This window comes from Streptomyces sp. NPDC059256 (genome assembly GCF_042753785.1).
In the GTDB taxonomy this organism is placed as follows: Bacteria; Actinomycetota; Actinomycetes; order Streptomycetales; family Streptomycetaceae; genus Streptomyces.
This window is the reverse complement of sequence record NZ_JBHYZO010000022.1, coordinates 79,096-99,187: the sequence shown is the minus strand read 5'-3', so window position 1 is coordinate 99,187 and position 20,092 is coordinate 79,096. Positions and strand designations below refer to the sequence as shown.

The window sequence follows — 20,092 nt, the reverse complement described above, 5'->3', positions numbered from 1 at the left end:
TCCTGCCGCTGCCCCTGCGCCGACCTGCCCGCGGCGCACGCGAAGAGGGCCCGGCGATTCGCTTCAGCGGGAGGGCTGGCGGTGCCATGTGACGACTGTTGCGTACGTGGCGTCTGTGAACCTGGGAGGATGGGGAGAACGCAGAGATCGGTGTGGGCGCTGAGGCGTCGGCGTCATCGTCGAGGCGTCGAACGATTGCCATAGGGAAGCCCGCGCTGCGCGCTGCCGTTGTCATGACTCTTTCGGGAATCCAGGGCGACAGGGCAGAGTAAGCGGTCTCGGGGGCGAATACCTGAGGAGTGTGTGCTGTTTTGCCCCCTTCGCGCCTTGAACGGGCCGACGTGGCTCGTGGTTCCGGGTTTACGCGATCTGAGCGCGTGACCCCGATCACTTTGCTCGGACAAAACGGACACCATCTTTGTGCACGCGTTCACAAAGACATAGCCTGCATTCGACGGGGCGGTCTTGGGACACACGGCCGCCTAGAGCCCCGCTCATCCCGCAGGAGCACCGTGGCAACTGGCCGAAATCACCGACCGGCGACCCGTAGCCGAGGAATCCCCGAGGCCACCGTCGCCCGGCTCCCGCTGTATCTGCGGGCGCTGACCGCTCTGTCCGAGCGGTCCGTGCCCACGGTCTCCTCCGAAGAGCTGGCGGCAGCGGCAGGGGTCAATTCCGCGAAGCTGCGGAAGGACTTCTCGTACCTCGGTTCGTACGGGACGCGAGGCGTCGGCTACGACGTGGAGTACCTCGTCTACCAGATCTCCCGGGAACTGGGTCTGACCCAGGACTGGCCCGTGGTGATCGTCGGCATCGGAAACCTCGGCGCCGCCCTCGCCAACTACGGCGGGTTCGCCTCCCGTGGGTTCCGCGTCGCTGCGCTGATCGACGCCGATCCCGCCATGGCCGGCAAGCCGGTCGCCGGCATGCCCGTACAGCACGCCGATGAGCTGGAGCGGATCATCAGCGACAACGGTGTGTCGATCGGCGTCATCGCCACGCCCGCGGGCGCGGCCCAGCAGGTGTGCGAGCGACTCGTCGCCGCCGGAGTGACCTCCATCTTGAACTTTGCCCCAACGGTGCTCTCCGTGCCCGAGGGCGTGGACGTGCGCAAGGTCGACCTGTCGATCGAGCTCCAGATCCTCGCCTTCCACGAGCAGCGCAAGGCCGGCGAGGAAGCCGACGCCGAGGCAGCGAGCCGGAAGGGACCCGACGGGGAAGTGCCCGCCGTGATGCCGGCATGAGCCTTCTGGTCATCGGACTGAGCCATCGCAGCGCGCCCGTGAGCGTGCTGGAGCGGGCCTCGCTCTCCGCGGACGCCCAGGGCAAGCTCCTCCAGGACACGCTGGCCGCCGAGCCGGCTGCCGAGGCTGCCGTCCTCGCCACCTGTAACCGCATCGAGCTCTACGCGGACGTCGAGAAGTTCCACGCGGGCGTCGCCGAACTGTCCACGCTCCTCGCGCAGCACAGCGGGGTGGGGCTGGAAGAGCTGACCCCCTATCTCTATGTGCACTACGAGGACCGGGCGGTCCACCACCTCTTCTCGGTCGCCTGCGGCCTCGACTCCATGGTCGTCGGCGAGGGGCAGATCCTCGGCCAGATCAAGGACGCACTCGCCCGCGGCCAGGAGTTGCACTCCGCGGGCCGGCTGATCAACGACCTTTTCCAGCAGTCCCTGCGGGTCGGCAAGCGGGCCCACAGCGAGACCGGGATCGACCGGGCCGGCCAGTCGCTGGTGACCTTCGGTCTGGAGCAGTTGGCCGAGGGCTCCGACGTGGAGAGCTGGGCCGCGGGAAAGCGCGTACTGGTGATCGGTGCCGGTTCGATGTCCTCGCTCGCAGCGACGACCCTCGCCCGCCAGGGCGTGGCTGAACTGGTCATCGCCAACCGCACGTTGGATCGGGCCGAGCGGCTGGCAACCATCCTCTCGGATGCGGTGACGGACGACATGATCGTGCGCGCCGTCGCGATGAGCGAGGTCGCCGTCGAACTGACCCGCGCCGACGCGGTGGTGTCCTGCACCGGTGCGACGGGTCTCGTCCTGACCGCCGAGGCTGTCGCCGCCGCGCTGTCCGATCGACTCGACGAATCCGCCGGCACCGAACTCGACGCCGATCGCCGCCACCCCGACCATCTGCGGGCGCCCGAAGGCAGCTTGGTGGCCCGACTCGCGGCCACGGCCGCCCGGGACGGTCGCGTACCGGACCAGGCCGCGCACTTCGCCGTCGACGACGGTGACCGGGGCACGGCCGCCGAGACGGGCGACACCGAGACCAGGGCCCGGGCCGCGGACGTGGTGGGCATCGGCCAGGCCCGTGCGACCGCCACCCATGACTGCGGGGACGACACCGGGGCCTGTCCCGTCGGGCTCGACGTCCAGCACTCGCCCGGGCAGCTCACCCAGCACGGGGTCTGGGCGGCGAACGCCGAGAACACCAGCCCCGCGGGGACCGTCCCCCAGCCCGCACGGCCGCGCGACGCCGCCTCGGACCCGCGGAGAAACGGTCCCGTGCGCCTCGCACTGCTCGACCTCGCCATGCCCCGCGATATCGATCACGCCATCCACCGGCTTCCCGGTGCGCGGTTGGTCGACATCGAGTCGCTCGCCGAGTCGTCCGCCGATGCGCCGATGGCCTCGGACGTGGACCAGGTGCGGCGCATCGTGTCCGACGAGGTCGCCGCGTTCGGAGCCGCGCAGCGCGCCGCCCACATCACGCCGACCGTCGTCGCACTGCGCACGATGGCCGCCGATGTCGTCGCCGGTGAGATCGCCCGGCTCGAAGGCCGGCTCCCGGCGCTCGACGAGAAGGAGCGCGCCGAGATCAACCAGACCGTCCGCCGTGTCGTCGACAAGCTGCTTCACGCGCCCACCGTGCGGGTCAAGCAGCTTGCGAGCGAGCCGGGAGGCGCCGGGTACGCCGACGCCCTGCGGACACTCTTCGACCTCGACCCGGAGACGGTCGCCTCCGTCAGCCGGGCCGATTTGAATGACGCAGACGTCAAGAACCGAGGGCGAGTATGACCGAGAGTGCACTCAGGCTGGGGACCAGGCGAAGCAAACTTGCCATGGCCCAGTCCGGGCAAGTGGCTCGGGCGGTGCGCCAGTTGACCGGGCGTCCCGTCGAGCTCGTCGAGATCACCACGTACGGGGACGTGTCCCGTGAGCATCTCGCGCAGATCGGCGGCACGGGAGTCTTCGTGGCCGCGTTGCGGGAGTCCCTGTTGCGGGGTGAGGTGGACTTCGCCGTTCATTCGCTGAAGGACCTTCCCACCGCCCAGCCCGATGACCTGCTGCTCGCGGCCGTGCCGCTGCGCGAGGACCCGCGGGACGTGTTGGTGGCGCGGGACGGCCTGACCTTCGACCGGCTGCCCTCGGGTGCCCGGGTCGGAACGGGTTCGCCGCGTCGGATGGCGCAGCTGAACGCGTACGCCCGTGCGCACCACACCCAGATACAGACCGTGCCGATCCGCGGCAACATCGACACCCGGATCGGATACGTACGAAGCGGGGAGCTGGACGCGGTGGTACTCGCCGCCGCCGGGCTCAACCGCGTCGGAATGACGGACGAGGTGACCGACTTCCTGTCGGTCGACTTCGTGCTTCCGGCTCCCGGCCAGGGGGCCTTGGCGATCGAGTGCACCGCAGATAACGTGCAACTCGCCGCCGTGCTCTCGCAGCTTGACGACCCGGCTACCCGGGCCGCAGTGACTGCTGAGCGTTCCCTGCTCGCCGCCCTGGAGGCCGGCTGCTCCGCACCTGTGGGTGCGCTGGCCGACCTGTTGGGCGACGGACAGGATCTCACCGAAATGCGCCTGCGCGGCGTCGTCGGCACGATCGACGGCTCGACGCTGGTGCAGCTGTCCACCACCGGTTCCGTACCCACGTCGCACGGCGACGCCATCGCGCTCGGTCGCGAACTCGCGTCCGAGATGCTCGCCAAGGGTGCGGCTGGTCTTATGGGGGAGCGAGCACATTGAGCCCCACCACCAACCCGTCCTCGGCGTACTCGACACACGGGCACGTCACTTTCCTCGGCGCCGGTCCCGGCGATCCCGGACTGTTGACCTTGCGTGCTGTCGAGGCACTCGCGGGAGCCGACGTACTGATCGCCGAGCCCGATGTGCTCGAAGTCGTACGCGGCCATGCGCGGGCGAGCGTCAGCACGCCTGAGCTGACGGTCGTTGACGATGCGTCAACAGCCGCCAGAATCCCGGTACTCAGGGATGCGGTCAATCTTGTCATGGAGGCTGCGCGGGGCGGCAAGCGGGTCGTCCGTGCCGTGATCGGCGATCCCGGCCTCGACGCGGATGCAGGTCAGGAGATGCTGGCGTGCGCCGCGGAGGGGATCACCTTCGAGGTCGTGCCGGGCATCGCGACCGCGGTGGGGGTGCCCGCCTACGCGGGTGTGCCGCTGCGGGACGCCCAAGGCGCGGACGTCCGGTTCGTGGACGCCCGCAGCGCGAGCGAGCGCTGTTGGAACGAGGTCGGTGCCAGCGACTGCACCGTCGTGGTCACCACCACGCTGGACGCGATCTCCGTCGCCGCGAACGAACTGGTGTCCGCCGGTCGCAAGCCCGACACACCGCTCACGGTCACGGTCGCAGGTACGACCACCCGGCAGCGCACCTGGACCGCGACGCTGGGCTCCATCGCCCAGACCCTGAAGCAGGCCAAGGTGCTGCCGTCGCCCGACGGGCACCGGCCGGTCATAGCCGTGGTCGGTGAGCGCAGCTCGGCCGCGCAGCGCGATCAGCTCGCCTGGTTCGAGTCCAAGCCCCTGTTCGGTTGGCGGGTGTTGGTGCCGCGGACCAAGGAGCAGGCGGCGTCACTCTCCGACCAACTGCGCTCCTACGGCGCGGTCCCGCACGAGGTTCCGACGATCGCCGTGGAGCCCCCGCGGACCCCGCAGCAGATGGAGCGGGCCGTCAAGGGGCTGGTGACAGGACGGTACGAGTGGATCGCCTTCACCTCGGTGAACGCGGTCAAGGCGGTCCGGGAGAAGTTCGAGGAGTACGGGCTCGACGCACGTGCCTTCGCCGGTATCAAGGTCGCCGCCGTCGGCGAGCAGACCGCGCGTGCGCTGGTCGAGTTCGGGGTGAAGCCCGATCTGGTGCCGAGCGGCGAGCAGTCGGCCGCGGGTCTGCTGGAGGACTGGCCGCCGTACGACCCGGTCTTCGACCCGATCGACCGGGTGTTCCTGCCGCGGGCGGACATCGCGACGGAGACCCTGGTCGCCGGGTTGATCGAGCTGGGTTGGGAGGTCGACGACGTCACCGCGTACCGCACGGTCCGTGCGTCGCCGCCGCCCGCCGACACCCGTGAGGCGATCAAGGGCGGTGGGTTCGACGCGGTGCTCTTCACCTCGTCGTCCACCGTGCGCAACCTGGTGGGCATCGCGGGCAAGCCGCACAATGTGACGGTCATCGCCTGCATCGGCCCGGCCACCGCGAAGACGGCCGAGGAGCACGGACTGCGGGTGGACGTGCTCTCCCCGGAGCCTTCCGTGCACCGGCTGGCGGAGGCTCTGGCGGAGTTCGGCGCACGGCGTCGTACGGCGGCCGTGGAGGCCGGGGAGCACGTGTTGCGCCCCTCCGAGCGCAGACCTGGCGGTCGGCGCCGGCGCACCACCTGAGAGTGAGCGAGCTGTTCGGGCCCGTGCCCTGGACCCCCCGGTCCGGGCCCGGGCCCGAACGCTTTCCATGGGCCGGAATCCGCCGCGCAAATGCGGTTGCCGGACCGGGAACGCGGCTGGAACCCTTCGTCGATGACCACACCCCGTAGCGAACTGCTCGTACGCCAACTCGACACCGTCTGGGCCCTCTTCGAGTATCACGCCCCCGCCCTGGACGACGCCGCGTGCCGGTGGGAGCCGGCGCCCGGGGCCTGGACGGTACGCGAGGACTCCATGGGGCGCTGGGTCCCCGACTGGCAGGTGCCGGAGCCCGATCCGGTGCCCACCACCTCGATCGCCTGGGTCTCCTGGCACATCGGCTACTGGTGGACGACCACCCTGCGTCACTGCTTCGGTCCGGGAGCCCCGGCCCGTGAGGACATCCACTGGCCGGGGAGCGCGGCGGGCACCGTCCGGTGGCTGACCGGTCTGAAGGACGAGTGGCGGGCCGAGCTGTTGGAGCTCACCGACGCCGATCTTGACTCCACCGCCCGCACCGAAGGTCTCGCCTGGGGCGAGGGGCTGCCCCTGGCCGATGTGGCCGGATGGATCACGGTGGAGCTGACCAAGAACGTCGCCGAGATCGGTCAGCTGCTGCTCCTGCGTCAGGCGCTTGCGGCGCGGGGCGTAGCGTAGACGGCATGAGTGTGTATGGATCGTTTCCGGGAACTCGTCCGCGCCGGCTGCGGACCACTCCGACCCTTCGCCGCATGGTCGCCGAGACCCGGCTGCACCCCGCCGATCTGATCCTTCCCGCGTTCGTGCGGGAGGACATCAGCGAGCCCGTGCCGATCTCGGCCATGCCCGGTGTCGTGCAGCACACCCGGGACAGCCTTCGGAAGGCGGCCGTGGAGGCCCGTGCGGCCGGGGTGTCCGGGATCATGCTGTTCGGGGTGCCGACCGAGGAGAAGAAGGACGCGCTGGGCACCGCGGGCACCGACCCGGACGGCATCCTCCAGCTCGCCATCCGGGATGTGCGTGCCGAGGTCGGCGATGAGTTGGTGATCATGTCGGACCTCTGTCTGGACGAGTACACGGATCACGGCCACTGCGGGGTGCTGGACGCAGAGGGGCGCGTCGACAACGACGCCACGCTGGAGCGCTACGCCGAGATGGCCCAGGTGCAGGCCGATGCCGGGGTCCATGTGGTCGGGCCGAGCGGGATGATGGACGGCCAGATCGGGGTGGTCCGTGACGCACTGGACACCATCGGCAAGGAGGACGTGTCGATCCTCGCGTACACGGTCAAGTACTCCTCCGCCTTCTACGGGCCGTTCCGTGAGGCGGTCGGATCGTCGCTGACCGGCGACCGCAGGACGTACCAGCAGGACCCGGCCAATGTGCGGGAGTCGCTGCGCGAGTTGGCGCTCGACCTCGAAGAGGGCGCGGACATGGTCATGGTGAAGCCCGCCGGCCCCTATCTCGACGTCCTGGCGAAGATCGCGGACGCGGTGGACGTACCGGTCGCCGCCTATCAGATCAGTGGTGAGTACGCGATGGTCGAGGCCGCCGCGGAGCGGGGCTGGATCGACCGTGAGAAGGCGCTCCTGGAGACCCTGACCGGCATCCGTCGTGCCGGTGCGCAGATGATCCTCACCTACTGGGCGACGGAGGCCGCGGGTCTGCTGCGCGCACAGCGCTGAGCGAACCGCTCCCCGGGAGCATGGCGGGCATGCCCGCCATGCTCCGAGAACGTGCTCCGAGAACGTGCCCCGAGAACACCAATGCGGGCCGGGGAAGGCATCCCGGCCCGCAGTCTGGTGGGTGGTGCTCAGCAGGTCAGATTGCTGCCGGTGGGAACTCCGAGGATCTGGGCGAACTGGGTGTACTTGGTCACCCGGCTCTGAACCTGGGCCGGGTTTCCGCCGTTGCACTCCAGGGTGCCGTTGATCGACCGGATGGTCTGACCGAAGCCCGCCTGGTTGACCATGGCGTCATGGCCGGTCATCGTGCCCGGGCCCTTCTGGGTGTTCCAGTACCACAGGCCGGTCTTCCAGGCCACGGCCGGATCCTGCTCGACCTTCCAGGGGTTGTTGAGCAGGTCGATGCCGAGCGCGTCGCCGGCTGCCTTGTAGTTGAAGTTCCAGCTCAGCTGGATCGGTCCGCGCCCGTAGTACGCGGCCTGGCCGGCGGGGCAGCCGTAGGGCTGGTTCCGGTCGCAGTAGTGCGGGTAGTTCGCGGTGTTCTGCTCCACCACGTGGACCAGACCGCCGGTCTCGTGGTTGATGTTGGCGAGGAAGGCCGCGGCCTCCTGCTTCTTGATCGTGTCGCTACCGGTGTTCGCGAATCCCGGGTACGCGGTCAGGGCTTCGGTGAGCCCCGCGTACGTGTAGAAGGGCTTCCGGTTCGGGAACATCTGGTTGAACTGCGTCTCGGTGACCACGAATCCTGTGGGGTTGGGATTCTGGCTCGGACTGGTGCTCGGACTCGGGTTGGGGTTGGGCTCGCCACCGACACAGGTGTACGGGTCCCAGTACCAGGTGCTGACCGTGGGGTTCCAGCCCGGGTTGTCGTGTTCGGCCACATAGTGCTTGCCGTCGCTGTACTTGACGACGTCGCCCGTCCGGTAGTTGGTCCCGAAGGTCCAGTTGGGGGCGTTGGTGCACTTGGCGTCGGCGGCGGGGGCGGCAGTTGCTGTGGGGAGCAAACTTGCCGCGGCCAGTCCGCTGGCGGCGACGATGGCAACGAGCCATGCCTTCATGCCTTTTCGCACGCGCTCTCTCCTTTGCGCGAGGAACGGCCTTGCCCGGAAAGGGAGGTGGGGGCTCCGGACAGGGCCGTGGTGGGGGGTTGTACCACTCACTCAAGCGCTTCGGTCTAGCCCAGTCAAGGTATAGACCAATGTGAGTTCGCGGTCTCTCGGCGGCTTCAGCGTGGCACAACCATGCTGACCACACGCCGAGTTGCGGCAAAGTGCGAGGTCGAGCACATCCGCGGGTCGTTCGACGGGCGGGGGAGAGCGCAGTGCAGTTCTTCGGAGCTATCGGACGAAGAGCGTGGCCAACCGGGAGAGCCCATCGGCCCCATGACCTGCCTTGAGCCCCTGGTCCAGCACCTCCTGGAGCGGCTCCAGGAACATCGGATGCACCCCCTGGTCACGGAAGGCCGACAGGAAGTTGGGAATTGCGGCGTGATTGACCGTGAGGCTGGAGACGTCGGTGAGATGGCGATCCGCGTCGATCGCCTCTGCCTCCTCCGGGATGGACGCGAGCATGGCGCCGATCCAGGGCACCAGGAGTTCGGAGAGTTCGCCTGCGGGGATGTTCTCCGTCCGGGCGAGCGCGAACGCCTGCATCACGCCGACGATCATGCCGTACATCCCGGTGAGCAGCGCGATGTCATAGAGCGCGGCCAGGCCCGGATCGGTGCCCACGTACCGGGTGTCCCCGAGTGCGGCGAGGGTCGGACGGTGGGTCGCGAAGGTCCGCTCGTCACCGCTGTAGAAGACATAGGCGTGCGGGCCGGAGATCATCTGCGGCACCGCCATGATGCCCCCGTCGAGGAAGGTCGCACCGCGCTGTTCGACCTGCGCGGACAGTTCACGGGCGCTGGCGGGGGTGCCGTTGGTCAGATTGACGATCGTGCGGCCCTCGATCCCCGCACCGACGCCGTCCAGGACCTCCTGGACCTGGTCGTTCGTGAGCAGGCACAGGACGATCAGGTCGCTCGCGGCGATCGCCGCGGCGGGGGAGTCGGCGGGCAGTGCTCCCTGGGCGACGAGGGGTCCGGACTTCGCCGCCGTCCGGTTCCAGACGGTGACCCGGTGGCCGGCCCGGAGGAAGGCCGCTGCCAGCGCGGTGCCCATCATGCCGAGACCGAGCACGGACACGGACGCACTCGGGGCGGGGGCTTCGGAGGTAGGGGACGAGGTCGCGGAGGGCACGGGAAAACTCCTGCTGGGAAGGGGTTGGGGGCGCTCTCGATCCTCGTGGCACCCGTGCCCTGCGACAAGTACCGACTTTCTGGTGGGTACGCACCGAAAGGTGTGGGTCGGCCGACCGGGCAGTGGTGATCTCGGGCCAAGGGGCGCACCCTGGAGAGGTACCTGCGGAGGTGATCCACCATGCAGACACTCGTCGGATGGCACATCGAGCTGGAGTTCCAGGAGGAGCACGATCGGACCCGGGCCGCGGCCATGGTGAGACTCGCGGACGGGACCGAGTTCCGTTCGCACGGGCTCGCCCAGCGTCACCCGTCGGACCCGGAGCAATTGCGGGTGGGCGAGGAGATCGCCGGGGCGCGGGCGCTGATGGAGCTCGCCTCACAGCTGCTCCAGAAGGCCCACACCGAGATCGACGAGGCATCGGGGCGTACGTCCCACATGCTCAAGTGACGCCCGCCGGGTGATCGGGACGCGCCGTGCACCCGTATCCGCGGGTGGCGGTCAGCCCCCGGGCGGTGTGTCGCTCGCCCGGGATGGGGTGGGTCGCGGGCCCACCTCGCGTACGACTCGGTAGGTGGGGGCTCCGGTCATCCGGGGCTCGGCCCTGCCGGCGAGCCCTTTGAGGGCCGCACCGATGGCGGCCATCCGGCCCTCGGTGTCGGATGTCTCCACGAAGTCGCGGTAGCTGGACTCGCTCTCCCAGGCGACGATGTTGTAGACGCGGGTGCCGTCGGTGCTGATGTGGAAGCGGGCGGAACGGTAGCCGGGGTAGGGGCTCACCCACTTCTCGATGATCGCTGCGAAGGCGTCCACCAGGGCGGTCTGTGTCTCATGGCCGTCGACGGTGTAGTCGATGATCGAGTAGAAGCCGCGGTCAGTGGTCATGCCGGTTCTCCTGAGGTGGGTGTGGTGTTGGTGGGTCTCCCTGAGGAAGAGTGTGGAACCTCAAGAGAACTTGAGGTCAAGGGGCTTGGGTGAGCGGCTCAGATCCGTTGGCTTCGGACCGCGATAACGGACGGCAACGGGCAGCAACGGGTGGCAAGGGGCACGGATCAACTGATCAACGGCTCAACGGATCACGGGTATGCACGAGGCCGCGGCCCCCGTGGGGGGACCGCGGCCTCGGTGATGGATGGAGCGGGCCGCTACAGCCGCTCGGGCGTACGGATGCCCAGCAGCGCCATGCCCTGGTGCAGCGTCCGAGCGGTCAGATCGATCAGGAACAGCCGGTTCTCGACGACCTCGGGCGGATTGGCGTCGCTGAGCACCTGGCACTGGTCGTAGAACTTCGTCAGGTGCGAGGCCAACTGGTACAGGTACGCGGCGAGCTTGTGCGGCTCGTACGCGGACGCCACCTCGGCGATCGTCTCCCCGAACCGGTCCACGTGGAGCGCCAACGCCCGCTCGGCCGGGGCGAGTTCCAGCTCGGGGTGGGCCACCGGGGCGGTCGCCCCCGCCCGCCGCTTGATCGACTGGATCCGGGCGTACGCGTACTGGAGGTACACGGAGGTGTCGCCGTTCAGCGACACCATCTGGTCCAGGTCGAACCGGTAGTCCCGGGTCGCCGACGTGGACAGGTCGGCGTACTTGATCGCACCGATGCCCACCTGCACACCGCGCTCGGCGATCTCCGCCTCGGTGAGCTCGCCGCGGGTGTCCTTCTCCCGTACGACCTCGGTCGCGTGGTCCACGGCCTCGTCGAGGAGGTCCACCAGCCGGACCGTCTCGCCCTCCCGGGTCTTGAACGGCTTGCCGTCCTTGCCCAGGACCGTGCCGAAGGCCAGTTGGACGGCCTTCACCCTGTCATTGAGCCAGCCCGCCCTGCGGGCCGTCTCGAAGACCATCTTGAAGTGCAGGGCCTGCCGGGCGTCCACCACGTACAGCAGGGTGTCCGCGGAGAGGTTCTGCACCCGGTCCCGGATCGCGGAGAGGTCGGTGGCGGCATAGCCGTAGCCGCCGTTCGACTTCTGCACGATGAGCGGGGTCGGCTTGCCGTCGGGGCCGAGGACGTCGTCGAAGAAGACGCAGAGGGCGCCCTCCGAGCGGACCGCGACGCCCGACTGCTCAAGGAAGCGGCAGGTGTCGTCGAGCATGTCGTTGTAACCGGACTCGCCGACGACGTCCGGGTCGTGGATCTCCATGTCCAGCTTGCCGAAGACCGAGTAGAAGTAGATCTTCGACTCGTCGACGAACCGCTGCCACAGCGCCAGGGTCTGGGCGTCCCCGGCCTGGAGGGCGACCACCCGGTCCCGTGCCCTGGCCTTGAACTCCTCGTCGGCGTCGAAGAGGGCACGCGAAGCCTTGTAGAGCCGGCCGAGCGACGACATGGCCTCCTCGCCGGAGACCTCCTCGCCCTGCTCGTGGTCCAACTCGTGCGGGTGCTCGACCAGATACTGGATCAACATGCCGAACTGGGTGCCCCAGTCGCCGATGTGATGGCGCCGGATCACCTTCTCGCCGGTGAACTCCAGGATCTCCACCATGGCCGCGCCGATCACGGCGGAGCGCAGATGGCCGACGTGCATCTCCTTGGCCACGTTCGGTTGGGCGTAGTCGATGACGGTGGTGCCCGCCTGCTCGTCGTACGGCACTCCGAGCCGGTCGTCGGCCGCCCGGGCGGCCAACGTCTCGACGATCGCCCGGTCGGTGACCGTGATGTTCAAGAAGCCGGGGCCGGAGACCTCGACGTCCCGGAAGAGGTCCCCTGCGGGGAGCGCTTCGACGACCTGGGTGGCCAGCTCCCGCGGATTGCCCTTGAGCTTCTTGGCGAGGGCCAGGATGCCGTTGGCCTGGAAGTCGGCCCGGTCGCTGCGTCGCAGCAGCGGGTCGGCGGGACCGGCCTCCGGCAGGGCTGCCGAGAGGGCGTCCGCGAGGCGCTGCTGCACGGTCGAAGCGAGGGAGGGGACCGAGGCCATGAGCTTCCGTTCCTGGGAGAGTGGGGCATTACCGACTGTCAAGTGTCCCATGGGCACGACGGCGTCCTCCCCCCATTTCGGGTGGCCCTGCCGGGGGTCGGTGGCCGATGATCGGCAGGCACGCCGGACTGCCTCGGAGCCGGTCCTTCCGTCTGGGACAATGGTGTGCGCCGAGTAATCGAGGGGTTTCGAGAAAGAAGGACGTGCCGACCGTGGCTCAGAGCAGCACCGAGACCGACTGGGTCTCCCGTTTCGCGGACGATGTCATTGCGGAATCGGAACGGCGTGCGCCTGGGAAACCTGTCGTCGTCGCCTCCGGCATCTCCCCCTCCGGCCCCATTCACCTGGGAAATCTCCGTGAGGTCATGACCCCGCACCTGGTCGCCGACGAGATCAGGCGGCGGGGCCACGAGGTCCGTCATCTGATCTCGTGGGACGACTACGACCGCTTCCGCAAGGTCCCCGCGGGCGTCGAGGGCGTCGACGAGGGCTGGGCCGACCACATCGGACGCCCGCTGACGTCCGTACCGGCCCCGCAGGGCTCCCCGCACCAGAACTGGGCCGAGCACTTCAAGGCCGTGCTGATCGCCTCCCTGGCCGAGCTGGGCGTCGTCTACGACGGCATCAGCCAGACCGAGCAGTACACCGCGGGCGCCTACCGCGAGCAGGTTCTGCACGCCATGAAGCACCGCGGCGACATCGACGCGATCCTGGCCCAGTACCGGACGAAGAAGGCCCCGGTCAAGAAGTCGCAGAAGCCGCTCGACGAGGCCGAGCTGGAGGCCGCGGAGGGCTCCGGCGCGGCGGGTGAGGACGACGGCAACACCTCGGCCGGCTACTTCCCGTACAAGCCCTACTGCGGCAACTGCGACAAGGACCTGACCACCGTCACCGCGTACGACGACGAGAGCACCGAGCTGGTGTACACGTGTACGGCGTGCGGCTTCTCGGAGACCGTCCGGCTGAGCGAGTTCAACCGCGGAAAGCTGGTGTGGAAGGTCGACTGGCCGATGCGCTGGGCCTACGAGGGGGTCATCTTCGAGCCGAGCGGGGTCGACCACTCGTCGCCCGGCTCGTCCTTCCAGGTCGGCGGCGAGATCGTCGACAGCATCTTCGGTGGTCAGCAGCCGATCGGACCGATGTACGCCTTCGTCGGAATCTCCGGCATGGCGAAGATGTCGTCGTCGCGCGGTGGGGTGCCCACCCCGGCAGATGCGCTGAAGATCATGGAAGCACCGCTGTTGCGCTGGCTGTACGCACGCAGGCGGCCCAACCAGTCGTTCAAGATCGCCTTCGACCAGGAGATCCAGCGGCTGTACGACGAGTGGGACAAGCTCGGCACGAAGGTGGCCGACGGGTCCGCGCTGCCCGCCGACGTGGCCGCTTACACCCGTGCGGTGGGCACCGCTGCCGGCCCGCTGCCGGCCACGCCGAGGCCCCTGCCGTACCGGACGCTGGCCTCCGTCGTGGACATCACCGCCGGCCACGACGAGCAGACCGTGCGCATCCTGCGTGAGCTCGACCCGGACGACCCGCTGACCTCGCTGGACGAGGCGCGGCCCCGGCTGGATCGCGCCGAGAACTGGATCACCAGCCAGGTTCCGGCCGACGCGCGCACCATCGTGCGCTCGGAGCCGGACACCGAGCTGCTGAAGTCGCTCGACGACGACGGTCGCGAGTCGCTGAGGCTGCTGCTGGAGGGCCTCGACTCACACTGGTCCCTGGACGGTCTGACCACCCTCGTCTACGGGGTGCCGAAGGTGATGGCCGGCCTGGAGCCGGATGCCAAGCCGACACCGGAGCTGAAGGCGGCGCAGCGCTCCTTCTTCGCCCTGCTGTACCGGCTGCTGGTGACCCGGGAGACGGGCCCGCGCCTGCCCACGCTGCTGCTTGCGGTGGGTGCGGACCGAGTCCGGACCCTGCTGGGAGCCTGATCTCCGCCCATAGCGGGTGACAGTCGGGGCCGGGTGCTCGTCCTTCGGGAGGAGCACCCGGCCCTTTCCCGTCCCAGTGGCCCGTGCGGTGCGCGGCCGGGACTCGGTGCGAGCGTTCTTGCCCCCCATGTCCACTGCAGCCCATGTCCACTGCATCCTTCGGGCTACCGTCCATTCCCCCGTGCGCATGACGCAACGGGAGCGGGCGCGGAGGACCGTGGAGACATGAAGAACGAAATCCTCCTCACCATCGGCTGGATCGCCGCCATCCAGGGCGTACTCGGAGCGGCGGGCCAGATATTCGGCGAGAACCCGTGGGGCTTCGTCCATCTCTGGTGGGACATCCCCGTCGGCGGGTACCTCGCGCTCTTCCTGGTGGGCGCGGCCATCGCGTTCATGGGGGAGACGGCACGCAAGAAGGAGAAGGGGTGACACGGAGGCCGAGCAGCGGACCGGGTCGGGAGACCGTACGGATTCGTCGACGGCCCTTTCACTCGGAGTGCGATGTCACGGTGACGCGCCCGGAGCGCGACGCCACGGCGACCGGGTGCGCTGCGCAGCCGAAACGAGACCCCTCCTGGTGACGGTCCGTCCGTCGCCGGGAGGGGTAGCTCAGTCGGTGGGTCAGCTCAGCCGGCGCGTTGGTGGGTCGGCCGCTGCGAGCTGGCGGCTCGACCGCCGGTCGCGGGACGGCAATCCGCCGCACATGGTGTGATGCATCGTCATACCGACACTGGTCGCGCGCCTCAGGCGATGTGATCGGCGGCCAACTCGGCGTCCATGCGCTGCCGGAACTCCGGCATGGCCTGCCGCAACAGGGCGGCACCCCGGGGGTGATGGATGCCGTGGGCGTCCGACAGCTGTATGTCGAGTTGCTCGGCGCTCGGGTACTTGCCCAGATCGCGCGAGAGCGAGGCGAAGACCGGATAGGCCGCCTCGTAGAACTCCTGGTCCTCCGCGAGTTGCCGGGCGTTCGGAAGCTCTGCCGGCTCGCTGTCGGCCTCCCGCACCTGGACCTGCTCCTGTTCCTGTTCCACGGCGATCGACTCCATCGGCTGCCCGGGCTGCGGAATGGAGTGGTGGGCGGGCTGCTCGCCCTGGTGGCCGTTCTGCTGCTGGGCGGCGGGTGACGGGAGGAACGGGCCCTGGGGGTCCTGGAACTGGGCCTGCTGCGGCTGGGCATACATCTGCGGGTGCGGCTGCGCGGCGTAGTCCGATGCCTCTTGGGGCTGGGGGTGGCCTTGGGGCTGGACCTGCGCCTGCGGATGGGCCTGTGCTTGAGGGTGCGCTTGAGCCGGGTAGGGCGCCATGCCTTCGGAGCGCTGGCCCGGAATGCCCCCGAGCGGGCGCGTACGGCCGGGGCCCGAAGGGACCCGCACCGGCGTGGGCTCAAGCCCCTCGACGTACGTCGGATTGAATGCCTGCTCCGAGGCGTCCTGAGGCATCTGCATGGCGTTGAACCACGGACTGTCGTGGGCGCCAGGCCCGACGTGCTGCGGCGGGACCTCCTCGTACTGCTGCTGAGGATGCTGCCCGTCGACGGTGTCCTGTGCCCTCGGCAACTCGGGCTGGGCGGGTGCCGCAGGCGGAGCCTCCAGTGTGGCCTGTGCCTTGGGAGCCGGGGGCAGCAGCACCGGATCGATGCCGGCCGCGGCCAGGCCCGCTGCCGCCGTCTCAGCGAGCGGCACACCGTACTTCGCCAGTCGCAACGGCATCAGAGACTCCACCGGTGCCTTGCGCCGCCAGGACCGCCCGAAGCGGGCCTGGAGCCTCGCCTGGTAGATCAGCCGGTCCTGCTCCAGCTTGATCACCTGCTCATAGCTGCGGAGCTCCCAGAGCTTCATCCGCCGCCAGAGCTTGAAGGTGGGGATGGGCGACAGCAGCCAGCGGGTGATCCGGACACCCTCCATATGCTTGTCGGCGGTGATGTCCGCGATCCTGCCGACCGCGTGCCGTGCGGCTTCGACGGTGACGACGAAGAGGATCGGAATCACGGAGTGCATGCCGACGCCCAGCGGGTCCGGCCAGGAGGCCGCGCCGTTGAACGCGATCGTGGCCACCGTGAGCAGCCACGCGGTCTGCCGTAGGAGCGGAAAGGGAATCCGCATCCAGGTGAGCAGCAGGTCGAGCGCGAGAAGCACACAGATGCCCGCGTCGATGCCTATCGGGAAGACGAGCGCGAAATCGCCGAACCCCTTGCGCTCCGCCAGATCCCGCACCGCCGCATACGAGCCGGCGAAACCGATCGCGGCGATGATCACGGCGCCCGCGACCACGACCCCGATGAGTATGCGGTGTGTACGTGTCAGCTGCATTGCGGCCACCGCGACCCCCTCCCCTGTTCGTCACGCGTGCGCATGTGCGGGAAAGGAACAGGTTCTTGGGCGCATGGGTGAGGAACGCGCGCACAGGAACGCATGTTCCTTTCCGGCCAGGGGCAGGCTACTTGTTGGCGGCCGATACGGCAGTAACAGTCTCCTTCGCCGCGGGAACGGCATCCTTGAGCAGATCGGCCACTGCCGGCGGCTTCGCGCCCGCATAGCCGGTGCCGTTGTACGTGAGCGTGATGAGGATGTTGTCCGTACGCGTCACGATCGTGACGTACGAGAAGTCCACGCCGGTCTTGCGGATTTGATAGGTCAGGGTGGTGGCCTCTTCGCCGACTCCCGTGGCGGGCGCGGACTTCATGGCTTTTGCGCCCGCGGTGGTGCGGGTCTTGGCTATCTCCTTGGTGTACGACTCCTGGGCGCGCTGCTTGCCGCTGGTGGCGAGGGCCGCATCCGACTCGTACCGCAGGAAGGACACGTCGAGCCAGCGGTACTGGGAACCCTTGACGCCCTTGTCTTCGAGGCCGTTCCAGGAGCAACTGGCGCGGATCAGGAGGTCGGTCGACCGACCGGCCGTGCCCGCAGGGGACTTGGCGGACGGCACCAGTTCCTTCACGGTCTTCGACGGGATCGACTTGCAGGCGTCCGGCAGCTTGGCGAACTTCACCGGGGCGATCACGGGCTTCTTCTCGGCCTCCGGGGTGGCCAGGGTCGCACCGCCCGAGCTGCCGGTCTTCTCCGTCGTCGAGGACTTCTCGGCCTTGGGCTTGCTGTCCGGGTCCGACGAGCAGCCGGAGGCGACGAGCATCACCGGGACGGCTGCGCAGGCGAGTATGCGGGCGAGTCGCGGGGCTGTTCGGTGCATGGTTCCTTCAGTCGTGGGTCGTACGGTCTTCGGTTGTCCGCCGGGCCGGCCGAAGCGATCCGGCCGGCGATGCCACCGTACGCGGATCGTGCGCATCGGCGGTGAGCCTGTGGACAACACGGACAGTGCCTGTGGACGAGCGGGCTCCTCGTTCCGTTCGTCGCCGCGGCGGTCAGTCGTTGAACTTCTTGACCAGGTTCTTGGCCAGACGCTGGGCCTTTTCCTGGAGTGCGGCGCTGTCAGGGGTGACCGTCAGCTGGCCCGACTGTTCCGTGTACACCACCGTCGCGATGACGTTCGATGTGCGGAACACCACGCTCACGGTGCGCCGCTGTGCGGTCGATCCGGCGCCGGGCGAGGCGAGGTCGTCGTCGAGGTACGCGGCGTCACCGAGTCCGTCGAGGACGCGCGAGCCCAGGACCGTGGCCTGGGAGGTGGGATCGCTGGACGACGGGTTCGTCCCGGGTGTGGAGGCCGCGGTGGCCGCCGATGACACAGATGACAGTGGTGAGGCCGATGAGCCCGATGACGGCGAAGACGCTGAGGGTGCGGGTGGGGCACCGGGGACGGCAGCCGCCAGTTGCTTCTTGGCGAAGAGCTCCTGTGCCCGGTCCTCGTCGCTGACGGCCGGGTCGTAGGACACGACGCGTTCGAAGTCGAGGCTCAGGCTGTGCGAGGCATCGGAGTCATCGGACTTCCAGGCGCAGCTGACCCGTCGATCGGTGTCGAAGGTGCTGCCGGCGGTGCCGCGGAGGACCTCCCGCTGTCGCTCGTCGGGCAGTTCGGCGGCGCCGGGCAGAAGGTCTTTCAGCGCGGATCCGCCCACCGAGCCGCACGGTTCGAAGAGGGTGCGGTACTTGCCGGGCTGGGCGACCGCCTTGGTCCCGCTGCCCGCCTTGGCGTCGGTGGCGGAACCGGAGGCTCCGTTGTCGGAGGTGCAGCCCACCGCGAGTACGGCGAGGAGAGCGGCTTGGAGCGCCGCCGCCCGCCCCGACCGGGACGCCTGCGTCCTGCGGCGCGATACGTACGCCCTTGCCTCCGGGCGGGGTGCGTACGCCTTTCGTTGCACGGTCCCAGGCTCCCTTCGAGCGGAAAAGCTGTTGCCGCGTGACGGCGGCCGATGGACACAATGTCTATCGCACACGCTGCCGTGGATGTCGATTCGCTGGGGTTTTCGCGGGCATTGGCACCGGTTTTGCGTTTCAATGACTTTGAAGGTATTTCGGGGGGTTTGGGGAGACATGTCTTATGTAGAAATGCCGGGTGCGAAGGTTCCCATCCGCATCTGGACCGATCCCGCCACCATCGAAGACGTCGCGATGCAGCAGTTGCGGAACGTGGCGACGCTGCCGTGGATCAAGGGCCTGGCCGTGATGCCGGACGTCCACTACGGCAAGGGCGCCACGGTCGGCTCCGTCATCGCCATGAAGGGTGCGGTCTGCCCCGCCGCGGTCGGTGTCGACATCGGCTGTGGAATGTCGGCCGTGAAGACCTCCCTCACCGCCGATGACCTGCCCGATGACCTCTCCCGACTGCGTTCCAGGATCGAACAGTCGATCCCGGTGGGACGCGCTCTGCACACCGAGCCCGTCGATGTCGATCGGGTGTTCGGCTTCAATGCGCAGGGGTGGGACGACTTCTGGAGTCGCTTCGACTCCGTGGCCGACCCGGTCAAGTTCCGCCGTGAGCGGGCGGCCAAGCAGTTGGGCACGCTCGGGGGCGGCAACCACTTCGTGGAGTTCTGCCTGGACGAGACCGGCGCTGTCTGGCTGATGCTGCACTCCGGCTCCCGCAACATCGGCAACGCGCTCGCCGAGCACCACATCGGCGAGGCGCAGAAGCTGCCGCACAACCAGGGGTTGGTCGACCGTGACCTCGCGGTCTTCATCGCGGAGACCCCGCAGATGGACGCGTACCGGAACGACCTCTTCTGGGCGCAGGAGTACGCGAAGCACAATCGCGCCATCATGATGGGGATCTTCCAGGAGGTCGTCCGCCGTGAGTTCCGCAAGGCGCGCGTCACCTTCGACGAGGTCATCTCCTGCCACCACAACTATGTGTCGGAGGAGCGGTACGACGGGATGGACCTGCTGGTCACCCGGAAGGGCGCGATCCGTGCAGGCAGTGGCGACTACGGCATCATCCCCGGTTCGATGGGCACCGGCTCCTACATCGTCAAGGGCCTCGGGAACGAGAAGTCGTTCAACTCGGCCTCACACGGCGCCGGTCGCAAGATGAGCCGCAACGCCGCGCGGAAGCGGTTCACCACCCGGGATCTGGAGCAGCAGACCCAGGGCGTCGAGTGCCGCAAGGACGCCGGCGTGGTGGACGAGATCCCGGGGGCGTACAAGTCGATCGAGAAGGTCATCGACCAGCAGCGCGACCTGGTGCAGGTCGTGGCGAAGCTCAAGCAGGTCATCTGCGTCAAGGGGTGAGGCGCCGCGCTGATCGAGCACCCCGCCTGGTGCGTCCGGTGCTCAACCAACCGCTGCCCCC

Annotated in this window: 17 protein-coding genes; 10 read left to right on the top strand and 7 right to left on the bottom strand. The window is 68.7% G+C overall.

Annotation, left to right across the window (positions count from 1 at the left end):
• The first annotated feature begins 512 nt into the window (after nucleotides 1–512).
• From ACFXJL_RS29785 to hemB, 6 genes are all read left to right on the top strand, one after another.
• Nucleotides 513–1,244, top strand: a complete 732-nt coding sequence (locus ACFXJL_RS29785) for a redox-sensing transcriptional repressor Rex (RefSeq protein WP_358880229.1) — start codon at nucleotides 513–515, stop codon at nucleotides 1,242–1,244.
• Nucleotides 1,241–3,022 (top strand): glutamyl-tRNA reductase, encoded by a 1,782-nt coding sequence (locus tag ACFXJL_RS29780; RefSeq protein ID WP_384697427.1) that lies wholly within the window; start codon nucleotides 1,241–1,243, stop codon nucleotides 3,020–3,022. The genes ACFXJL_RS29785 and ACFXJL_RS29780 overlap by 4 nt, the downstream gene beginning before the upstream one ends.
• Entirely contained in the window at nucleotides 3,019–3,978 is a 960-nt protein-coding gene (hemC, locus tag ACFXJL_RS29775) for a hydroxymethylbilane synthase (RefSeq protein WP_358880227.1), read from the top strand. The genes ACFXJL_RS29780 and hemC overlap by 4 nt, the downstream gene beginning before the upstream one ends.
• The gene (locus ACFXJL_RS29770) at nucleotides 3,975–5,633 is read left to right on the top strand and encodes a bifunctional uroporphyrinogen-III C-methyltransferase/uroporphyrinogen-III synthase (RefSeq protein WP_358880226.1); all 1,659 of its coding nucleotides are present in this window, start codon (nucleotides 3,975–3,977) and stop codon (nucleotides 5,631–5,633) included. Before hemC ends, ACFXJL_RS29770 begins: the two co-directional genes overlap by 4 nt.
• Before the next feature lie 132 nt (nucleotides 5,634–5,765).
• A complete protein-coding gene (locus ACFXJL_RS29765) occupies nucleotides 5,766–6,308 on the top strand; it encodes a DinB family protein (RefSeq protein ID WP_384697422.1) in 543 nt (180 codons plus the stop codon).
• A 5-nt stretch (nucleotides 6,309–6,313) separates the two neighbouring features.
• Nucleotides 6,314–7,315 (top strand): porphobilinogen synthase, encoded by a 1,002-nt coding sequence (hemB, locus tag ACFXJL_RS29760; RefSeq protein ID WP_384697420.1) that lies wholly within the window; start codon nucleotides 6,314–6,316, stop codon nucleotides 7,313–7,315.
• Between the two features lie 128 nt (nucleotides 7,316–7,443).
• Here hemB and ACFXJL_RS29755 read toward each other — a convergent pair whose 3' ends face one another.
• The gene (locus tag ACFXJL_RS29755) at nucleotides 7,444–8,373 is read right to left on the bottom strand and encodes a glycoside hydrolase family 19 protein (RefSeq protein WP_329027700.1); all 930 of its coding nucleotides are present in this window, start codon (nucleotides 8,371–8,373) and stop codon (nucleotides 7,444–7,446) included.
• 279 nt (nucleotides 8,374–8,652) lie between these two features.
• Nucleotides 8,653–9,555: an NAD(P)-dependent oxidoreductase gene (locus ACFXJL_RS29750; RefSeq protein ID WP_384697417.1), complete on the bottom strand. Its 903-nt coding sequence runs from the start codon at nucleotides 9,553–9,555 to the stop codon at nucleotides 8,653–8,655.
• Between the two features lie 180 nt (nucleotides 9,556–9,735).
• Between ACFXJL_RS29750 and ACFXJL_RS29745 the strand changes: the two genes are divergently transcribed.
• Complete coding sequence (locus ACFXJL_RS29745; RefSeq protein WP_358880222.1) at nucleotides 9,736–10,005, top strand: DUF1876 domain-containing protein; 270 nt, start codon at nucleotides 9,736–9,738, stop codon at nucleotides 10,003–10,005.
• 51 nt (nucleotides 10,006–10,056) lie between these two features.
• Here the strand turns inward: ACFXJL_RS29745 and ACFXJL_RS29740 are convergent, their stop codons facing one another.
• Together ACFXJL_RS29740 and argS are read right to left on the bottom strand one after the other, a co-directional pair.
• Complete coding sequence (locus tag ACFXJL_RS29740; protein ID WP_384641814.1) at nucleotides 10,057–10,440, bottom strand: antibiotic biosynthesis monooxygenase; 384 nt, start codon at nucleotides 10,438–10,440, stop codon at nucleotides 10,057–10,059.
• Nucleotides 10,441–10,700: 260 nt separating this feature from the next.
• A complete protein-coding gene (gene argS, locus ACFXJL_RS29735; protein WP_384697414.1) occupies nucleotides 10,701–12,470 on the bottom strand; it encodes an arginine--tRNA ligase in 1,770 nt (589 codons plus the stop codon).
• A 203-nt stretch (nucleotides 12,471–12,673) separates the two neighbouring features.
• On the opposite strand from argS, the gene lysS reads away from it, so the two are divergent.
• Together lysS and ACFXJL_RS29725 are read left to right on the top strand one after the other, a co-directional pair.
• The gene (gene lysS / locus ACFXJL_RS29730) at nucleotides 12,674–14,404 is read left to right on the top strand and encodes a lysine--tRNA ligase (RefSeq protein WP_384641818.1); all 1,731 of its coding nucleotides are present in this window, start codon (nucleotides 12,674–12,676) and stop codon (nucleotides 14,402–14,404) included.
• 225 nt (nucleotides 14,405–14,629) lie between these two features.
• Entirely contained in the window at nucleotides 14,630–14,836 is a 207-nt protein-coding gene (locus ACFXJL_RS29725) for a hypothetical protein (RefSeq protein WP_384697411.1), read from the top strand.
• A gap of 314 nt (nucleotides 14,837–15,150) precedes the next feature.
• On the opposite strand, the gene ACFXJL_RS29720 is transcribed toward ACFXJL_RS29725, so the two are convergent.
• The 3 genes from ACFXJL_RS29720 to ACFXJL_RS29710 all read right to left on the bottom strand — a co-directional run bounded on the left by ACFXJL_RS29720 (nucleotide 15,151) and on the right by ACFXJL_RS29710 (nucleotide 18,665).
• A complete protein-coding gene (locus ACFXJL_RS29720) occupies nucleotides 15,151–16,728 on the bottom strand; it encodes a DUF2637 domain-containing protein (RefSeq protein WP_384697409.1) in 1,578 nt (525 codons plus the stop codon).
• A gap of 118 nt (nucleotides 16,729–16,846) precedes the next feature.
• Nucleotides 16,847–17,596: a DUF3558 domain-containing protein gene (locus tag ACFXJL_RS29715; RefSeq protein ID WP_384697406.1), complete on the bottom strand. Its 750-nt coding sequence runs from the start codon at nucleotides 17,594–17,596 to the stop codon at nucleotides 16,847–16,849.
• 172 nt (nucleotides 17,597–17,768) lie between these two features.
• Complete coding sequence (locus ACFXJL_RS29710) at nucleotides 17,769–18,665, bottom strand: DUF3558 domain-containing protein (protein WP_384697403.1); 897 nt, start codon at nucleotides 18,663–18,665, stop codon at nucleotides 17,769–17,771.
• A gap of 172 nt (nucleotides 18,666–18,837) precedes the next feature.
• Between ACFXJL_RS29710 and ACFXJL_RS29705 the strand changes: the two genes are divergently transcribed.
• Nucleotides 18,838–20,031 (top strand): RtcB family protein, encoded by a 1,194-nt coding sequence (locus tag ACFXJL_RS29705; RefSeq protein ID WP_384641827.1) that lies wholly within the window; start codon nucleotides 18,838–18,840, stop codon nucleotides 20,029–20,031.
• The last annotated feature ends 61 nt before the right edge of the window (nucleotides 20,032–20,092 follow it).

Coding starts and splice junctions, on each gene's coding strand:
- ACFXJL_RS29780 (WP_384697427.1), top strand. CDS start 1,241: ATGAGCCTTCTGGTCATCGGACTGAGCCATCGCAGCGCGCCCGTGAGC.
- hemC (WP_358880227.1), top strand. CDS start 3,019: ATGACCGAGAGTGCACTCAGGCTGGGGACCAGGCGAAGCAAACTTGCC.
- ACFXJL_RS29765 (WP_384697422.1), top strand. CDS start 5,766: ATGACCACACCCCGTAGCGAACTGCTCGTACGCCAACTCGACACCGTC.
- hemB (WP_384697420.1), top strand. CDS start 6,314: ATGAGTGTGTATGGATCGTTTCCGGGAACTCGTCCGCGCCGGCTGCGG.
- ACFXJL_RS29755 (WP_329027700.1), bottom strand. CDS start 8,373: ATGAAGGCATGGCTCGTTGCCATCGTCGCCGCCAGCGGACTGGCCGCG.
- ACFXJL_RS29745 (WP_358880222.1), top strand. CDS start 9,736: ATGCAGACACTCGTCGGATGGCACATCGAGCTGGAGTTCCAGGAGGAG.
- ACFXJL_RS29740 (WP_384641814.1), bottom strand. CDS start 10,440: ATGACCACTGACCGCGGCTTCTACTCGATCATCGACTACACCGTCGAC.
- argS (WP_384697414.1), bottom strand. CDS start 12,470: ATGGCCTCGGTCCCCTCCCTCGCTTCGACCGTGCAGCAGCGCCTCGCG.
- ACFXJL_RS29725 (WP_384697411.1), top strand. CDS start 14,630: ATGAAGAACGAAATCCTCCTCACCATCGGCTGGATCGCCGCCATCCAG.
- ACFXJL_RS29715 (WP_384697406.1), bottom strand. CDS start 17,596: ATGCACCGAACAGCCCCGCGACTCGCCCGCATACTCGCCTGCGCAGCC.
- ACFXJL_RS29705 (WP_384641827.1), top strand. CDS start 18,838: ATGTCTTATGTAGAAATGCCGGGTGCGAAGGTTCCCATCCGCATCTGG.